Source organism: Bacteroidota bacterium (genome assembly GCA_013696965.1).
Classification (GTDB): Bacteria; Bacteroidota; Bacteroidia; order JACCXN01; family JACCXN01; genus JACCXN01.
In genome coordinates, this window is record JACCXN010000029.1 from 1 (window position 1) to 4,491 (window position 4,491).

Annotated in this window: 8 protein-coding genes; 2 read left to right on the forward strand and 6 right to left on the reverse strand. The window is 34.5% G+C overall.

Features of this window, described 5'->3' with window-relative positions; translation table 11 throughout:
* A partial coding sequence (locus tag H0V01_04760; GenBank protein MBA2582683.1) for a redoxin domain-containing protein occupies window positions 1-220 on the reverse strand: 220 nt, incomplete at its 3' end.
* Between the two features lie 263 nt (window positions 221-483).
* Here H0V01_04760 and H0V01_04765 point away from each other — a divergent pair.
* Window positions 484-1,359: a T9SS type A sorting domain-containing protein gene (locus H0V01_04765; GenBank protein MBA2582684.1), complete on the forward strand. Its 876-nt coding sequence runs from the start codon at window positions 484-486 to the stop codon at window positions 1,357-1,359.
* Between the two features lie 116 nt (window positions 1,360-1,475).
* Here H0V01_04765 and H0V01_04770 read toward each other — a convergent pair whose 3' ends face one another.
* The 4 genes from H0V01_04770 to H0V01_04785 all read right to left on the reverse strand — a co-directional run bounded on the left by H0V01_04770 (window position 1,476) and on the right by H0V01_04785 (window position 2,529).
* The gene (locus tag H0V01_04770) at window positions 1,476-1,808 is read right to left on the reverse strand and encodes a hypothetical protein (protein ID MBA2582685.1); all 333 of its coding nucleotides are present in this window, start codon (window positions 1,806-1,808) and stop codon (window positions 1,476-1,478) included.
* The gene (locus H0V01_04775) at window positions 1,805-1,978 is read right to left on the reverse strand and encodes a hypothetical protein (protein ID MBA2582686.1); all 174 of its coding nucleotides are present in this window, start codon (window positions 1,976-1,978) and stop codon (window positions 1,805-1,807) included. Before H0V01_04775 ends, H0V01_04770 begins: the two co-directional genes overlap by 4 nt.
* 67 nt (window positions 1,979-2,045) lie before the next feature.
* The gene (locus H0V01_04780; GenBank protein ID MBA2582687.1) at window positions 2,046-2,300 is read right to left on the reverse strand and encodes a hypothetical protein; all 255 of its coding nucleotides are present in this window, start codon (window positions 2,298-2,300) and stop codon (window positions 2,046-2,048) included.
* Window positions 2,275-2,529, reverse strand: a complete 255-nt coding sequence (locus H0V01_04785) for a hypothetical protein (protein MBA2582688.1) — start codon at window positions 2,527-2,529, stop codon at window positions 2,275-2,277. The genes H0V01_04780 and H0V01_04785 overlap by 26 nt, the downstream gene beginning before the upstream one ends.
* A 171-nt stretch (window positions 2,530-2,700) precedes the next feature.
* Between H0V01_04785 and H0V01_04790 the strand changes: the two genes are divergently transcribed.
* Window positions 2,701-3,069 carry a methylglyoxal synthase gene (locus H0V01_04790; protein ID MBA2582689.1) on the forward strand — a complete coding sequence of 123 codons (369 nt, stop codon included), beginning with the start codon at window positions 2,701-2,703 and terminating at the stop codon, window positions 3,067-3,069.
* Between the two features lie 502 nt (window positions 3,070-3,571).
* Here the strand turns inward: H0V01_04790 and H0V01_04795 are convergent.
* Window positions 3,572-4,491: HAMP domain-containing histidine kinase (locus H0V01_04795; protein MBA2582690.1), on the reverse strand; the 920-nt coding region annotated here is incomplete at its 5' end.

A 4,491-nucleotide genomic window follows, 5' to 3' on the forward strand; every position in this document is an offset into this window, starting at 1 on the left:
CATAATCATTGTTTACCTGGACAATTTCAGGAGTAAAAGTCTGGCAGGGCACACAGTTAACATAAAAAAAATCCAGCAAAACTGTTTTTCCTTTTCCGAGTTCTGTATATAGATTCCACTCAGTCCCATCTGTATCGGTGAATGTAAAGTCAGGGGCCGTTTGGGTTCTACCTTGAGAAGAAACCGTAATAAGAATTAAAAAACAAATTATTTTTTGCATAACTACTTATTTTTAATGTCGGAAAAGCAAATTAACAAAATTTCTCCTTAAATTGCAATGTTTATAGTTGTTATCTATGAAATAGCCATGCACCGAACAGTGCAAAAACACTAATGAAGATAGCATGGCGAAACGTAAGTTCTTGAAATCAAAGATTCATGGAACACCTTTAAAAATTAAAAGACAAGTGAATAATACATTAAAAAAAACAATTATGGTAATGAACAATTCCATATGACCTTTAAAAAACAAATTATCTACATATGAAGAGATATACTATTCTGACTATTTTCTTTCTGTCAATTCTTGCTATTTCCTTTGATATTATAGAACCTTTTCACGGGAGAAAAAGTGCAGGACCTGCTGTTTATAGTACAGGAGCACCTGGAGAAGGAACCTGTGCCTCTGTTGGTTGTCATAATGATTTAGGTGGGCCAAACATTGGAACAGGTTTATCGGTAATTGATGTAAATTCTGGAATCAGCGAATATGCTGAAGGCGATACTTTAAATATAAAAATTAAAATTAGTCAGTCTGCTTTTACACGTTTCGGTTTCCAGGTAGTGGCACTCTCAAACAATAATAATTTAAATACAGGGACTTGGGTATTGTCTGATACCAATGCAACTCAGACAGCACAACCAACCTTTGGAAATTATCAGGACAGGATTTACGTACAGCATACGGCATCAGGTATTGATTTTGCTTCCGATGAAGCAGAATGGTCATTTAAATGGATAGCCCCTTCTGAAAACACAGGTAACATTACTTTTTACGCAGCTACTCTTTCTGCTGACAGTGATACTTATAAAACAGGCGATTATACTTATACTTCCTCTCTTCAGATTAATCCCATATCTGCTTCATCTTTAAATAGAGAGGGAAAGCTGATGGAAATGAAAATTTATCCAAATCCTGCAAGGGATAAAATAACTGTTTCTGGAGAGTTCAATACTTCAGATTTTGTACTGATTCGTATTATTGATTTTTCAGGAAAGGTATTTAAATCTGAAAAAATAACACCGATCTCTTTTTCTCAATTGGAGATAAGTGTTATTGAAGTGCCGAAAGGCATTTATTTTCTGGAAGTAATATATCAAGGGGAGCCCTTGCGGAAGAAAATTTTAATTTTGAATTAAAGTTGCTTATTCCTCAATTACAATCCCTAAAGAGTTTAAGAAACCATACAAACAGCACAATTGAAAGCCCTGAAAAATTCTGCAAGTATAAATTTAAATAGTCCTTTTTATAAGAATTAAAATCGAACCCCGATAACTAAAATATCATCCACCTGGTCCAGTTTTCCTTTCCATTCATCCAGGTAACAACTCAATACTAATTGTTGTTCCTCCATTTCAAGATGGCTTATTTTAAAGAGCACTTCCTTTAATTTTTTCTTCATAAACTTTTTTCCTCTTACACCTCCAAACTGATCTGCAAACCCATCTTTGAAAAGATAAATACTAGTACCCGGTTTTATAGGGATACTATGATTTGTGTATGTCCTTTCCTTCCCTAATACCCTGCCGCCTGTTCCGTATTTTTCTCCTTTTATTTCATATGTAGATAATTGTTTTTTTAAGGTCACATGGAATACGCCATGTTATATTCATTAGTGTTTGTGAACGGTTCGTGCATGGCTATTTCACTTAATTCGTTCTTTTCGTTTTCTTTTTTAACTACAATTAAGGAACGATTAGCTCCAGAAAAAAAGAGCTTTTGTTTGATAGGATCATAGGAGCACAATGCAATTTCCATCCCGTCCTGCAATTGTGAAGTGTTTTCATCTGTATATAATTTGCTTTTTAAAGGTCAGATGGAATCTTCATGCTATATTCATACCCTTTTGTGAACAATAGTGCATAAAGATTTCATATTGCTTTAAAGCCAGCCTCAGCCCTTTGTGAACATCTTCAATTATCAATGAAGGGGCAGAAATGTTTTTATCATTAACTGCACGGTAAAGCAGACTCTGACCTAACATACTTACAAAAGCACCGAGTACTCCATGTCCTGTGCAGTCTACCGCTGCTAAAAAGTATTTATTGTTTTTATCAACCGAACCAATAAAAGTCACCACTCACAATATCCTTGGGTCTATAAAGAATAAACGAATTAGGAAAAGCTTTTGAAATTCTATCACGCTCAGGAAGCACAGCCTCCTGTATTAGTTTTGCGTAATTTATACTCTCAATTAAATCGTTGTTTTTTTTATTGGTTTTGTCTGCAAGGCGGGCTACTTTCTCATTTATTATTTTTTTTAACCTGGATGATGAACTACCCTTTTTTTTTCTGGTCTCTTTTATCATTTTTTAGCTCTGTAATTAGTTCATTTTTTCATCTACAAAGTATTCCCAAAGTGAGTCTTTAATGTATTGTTTGTTTTAAGTATTTGTTAATTTATTACACTTGGCGAATTCAAGTTTCTTTATTACTTATTTTTAAAGTAGCTTTAAAAAACGTTAATCAATGCCCTACATATGAAAAAAACCATTGCATTAATTGCCCACAACAGCCGAAAAAACGATCTTTTAAATTGGGCAAAAGTTAATTTAGCCCTACTTCGGGAACAAAATTTAATTGGGACAAGTAATACTTCAAAACTAATTAATGATATGCTGGATCTTGATGTTAAACCATTCGGCCATGGGCCAAGTGGCGGAGATATTTTGCTGGCGGCCAAAATTTTACAGGGAGAAGTAGATAAAGTGATTTTCTTTATAGATGCTGAAACCCCTCATGGGCATGAGCATGACATTCAGACCCTTATTCGTACTGCTGTAATCAATAATATACCAATTGCCTTAAACAGGGCTTCTGCTGATTTAATAGTTCAATTTTTGGAGTAGCTAACAGCCTTATTCTTGTCTGCTTTGTCTTTGTCACAATAGCTAACACACATGGCCAAAATTGTGTTCAGGTGTCTTAGTGGCAATTCAATCCATTTAGATGCGATTGCCCAGATTAATCATTCTTGTCATTTAAATGGGACATGTAATAATTCGAAATTACTTTACAATAGTAATTTTTGCGTGAGAATTTTAGTTTTTATTCTTCCAAACAAAAAAGCCCGGAAAAATGGAGGCCACTGAAAAAGCTAATTCCAAAGGGATGATACAATTATAGATTAATATTTTTAATTCCAGTTCAACCCCGGAGTGGTGAAATTATTGATTGTTTGTTTTTATAACACCCCTTCGGGGTTTTGGTTTTAATTGTTGTTATTTTCTGTAATCCTGTCACCCCTTGGGGGTTAACGCAAATGGTTTCACTGGCTCATGCATTGTTCCGCCATGGTTAATGTGAGCATAAATAAGGGGAGTTTAAAAGTCATTTAGAGCGTTCACCTTCTTAAGCCAACGGCAGTGTAAAAATCACTGTAGTTCCTTTGTGTTCTTCACTTTCAATATAAATTTCACCACCATTTTGGCTGACAAAATACTTCACCAGTTTTAAACCCATGCCTGTGCCTTCTTCATTTTCAGTCCCTGTTTCAGAAATACTTTCTTTCTCAAACAGCTTGTCTTTTACTTCTATGGACATTCCCACGCCATTATCTGTAATGTGAACCTCCGCCATGGAGCCTTTTAAATGGGCAGTAATAAGAATTCGGCCACCTTTTTGCGTAAATTTTATGGAATTGTTCACCAGGTTTTGCACAATGGATTTTAGCATATTGGTGTCTGCAACAATAAAAATTTCATTTTGGATTAAATTTTCTATTTTGATGTCTTTATTCTTGGCATTCTCTAAGGACACAGCCAGTGCATCATTTACAGCCAAAAACAGCCTGGCTTTAGCAGGGTCATAACTTGCTTTTTCTTGCTTTGACTTTACCCAGGCAATCAGTTCATTAAGCTGCTGAAGTAGTTTTGTGGAGGAACGGTGTATAATATCCGAAAATTCTTTAATGTGTTCTTTCTCAAGAGTTTTTACATTGTTTTTTAATATTTCTGATGAACTGACAATTCCTGCCAGCGGATTTTTCAAATCATGGGAAATAACGGAAATTATCTTTTCTGTTGCCTCATTTATTTCTTTTAAATCCTGATTGTACTTTTTTACTTCATCTTCTATTTCTTTTCTTTTGGTGATATCCTGTGAAACTTCCAAAATAGATATTGGTTTTCCTTCTTCATCTTTCAATAATGTAATCTGAGTCAAGGAATTAACCAACTTTCCGCTTTTTGTTTTCGCAGTAAATTCGCCTTTCCATTCGCCATTTTCCAAAATTTCCTCTTTAATTTTACTATATGGCTTTCCGAATTCAA

What these genes read in the sequence shown, in the direction of transcription:
- H0V01_04785 (MBA2582688.1), bottom strand. Translation starts at nt 2,529, where the DNA reads ATGATAAAAGAGACCAGAAAAAAAAAGGGTAGTTCATCATCCAGGTTA.
- H0V01_04790 (MBA2582689.1), top strand. Translation starts at nt 2,701, where the DNA reads ATGAAAAAAACCATTGCATTAATTGCCCACAACAGCCGAAAAAACGAT.
- H0V01_04775 (MBA2582686.1), bottom strand. Translation starts at nt 1,978, where the DNA reads ATGGAAATTGCATTGTGCTCCTATGATCCTATCAAACAAAAGCTCTTT.
- H0V01_04765 (MBA2582684.1), top strand. Translation starts at nt 484, where the DNA reads ATGAAGAGATATACTATTCTGACTATTTTCTTTCTGTCAATTCTTGCT.